This is a genomic window from Mesorhizobium sp. M1A.F.Ca.IN.020.06.1.1 (assembly GCF_004023265.1).
Classification (GTDB): Bacteria; Pseudomonadota; Alphaproteobacteria; order Rhizobiales; family Rhizobiaceae; genus Mesorhizobium.
This window is the reverse complement of record NZ_RZSR01001401.1, coordinates 1-1079: the sequence shown is the minus strand read 5'-3', so window position 1 is coordinate 1079 and position 1079 is coordinate 1. Positions and strand designations below refer to the sequence as shown.

General features: G+C 66.7%; 1 protein-coding gene and 1 pseudogene. Both read right to left on the bottom strand.

Annotation, left to right across the window (positions count from 1 at the left end; translation table 11 throughout):
- On the bottom strand, nt 1-568 hold a 568-nt coding region (locus EOA60_RS34380), incomplete at its 3' end, for a magnesium chelatase domain-containing protein (RefSeq protein ID WP_164899829.1).
- 146 nt (nt 569-714) lie between these two features.
- Nucleotides 715-1079, bottom strand: a pseudogene (locus EOA60_RS34375) (glutathione synthase); the annotation flags it as partial.

Sequence of the window (1079 nt, the reverse complement as noted above, 5' to 3'; positions counted from 1 at the left end):
GGTCCGGCAGATCGCGCGCGGCGACCTGGATGCCGGCCTCGGGACGCGACAGCACCTGGGTGCCGCGAAAATGGTTGGCGATGGCGATCAGGCTGCGCGGCGCCAGGATATCGAAATCCTTGCCGGCCCAGGCTGCCTCCGGCCCGCAGGCGAACGGACAGATCAGCCCTTTGCCTTCGGCGTTGGCGCCGATCGCCGCCGGCAGCGCGCCGGCGACAGCGGCAATGGTGCCGTCGAGCGACAATTCGCCGAGCACGACATAGCTGGCCAGCATATCGCCAGGAATGGCGCCGAGCGCGGCCATCAATCCGAGCGCGATCGGCAGATCGTAATGGCTGCCTTCCTTGGGCAGGTCCGCCGGCGCGAGATTCACCGTCACCTTCTTCGACGGCATCGACAGGCCGGACGCATGAAGCGCGGCCTGCACGCGTTCCCGGCTCTCTGCCACCGCCTTGTCCGGCAAACCGACGATCTGCATCCCGACCTTGCCCGGCGCGATCATCACCTGGACATCGACCGGCACGGCCTCGATGCCCTGGAAAGCCACCGTGCGAACCCGCGCTACCATCTTGTCTCAAGCCCCCGGATACCGGCTCGCTCGCCGGTCCTGCGATCAGGCGGCGAGCGGGATCAGGTTAGACAACCACAGATTTGCAGCTTAAGCAAGAACATTACGGGAACATACGGTCCCGCCCACCGGGCAGCTGAGGGGCGCTACTTCCGCTTCCCTTCCACGCAGTCCCAGAACAGGGCAGCAATGTCCGCGCCGCCGAAGCGCCGCACCTCGCGCACGCCGGTCGGCGAGGTGACGTTGATCTCGGTCATGTAGTCGCCGATGACATCGATGCCGACGAGGATGAAGCCGCGTTCCCTGAGCGCCGGCCCGATGCGGGCACAGATCTCGCGTTCGCGCTCCGTCAGCTCGGTCTTCTCGGCGCGGCCGCCGACATGCATGTTGGAGCGCGAATCGTGCTCGGCCGGCACGCGGTTGATGGCGCCCACCGGCTCGCCGTCGATCAGGATGATGCGCTTGTCGCCCTTGCGCACGTCCTTGAGGTAGCGCTGCACGATATAGGGCT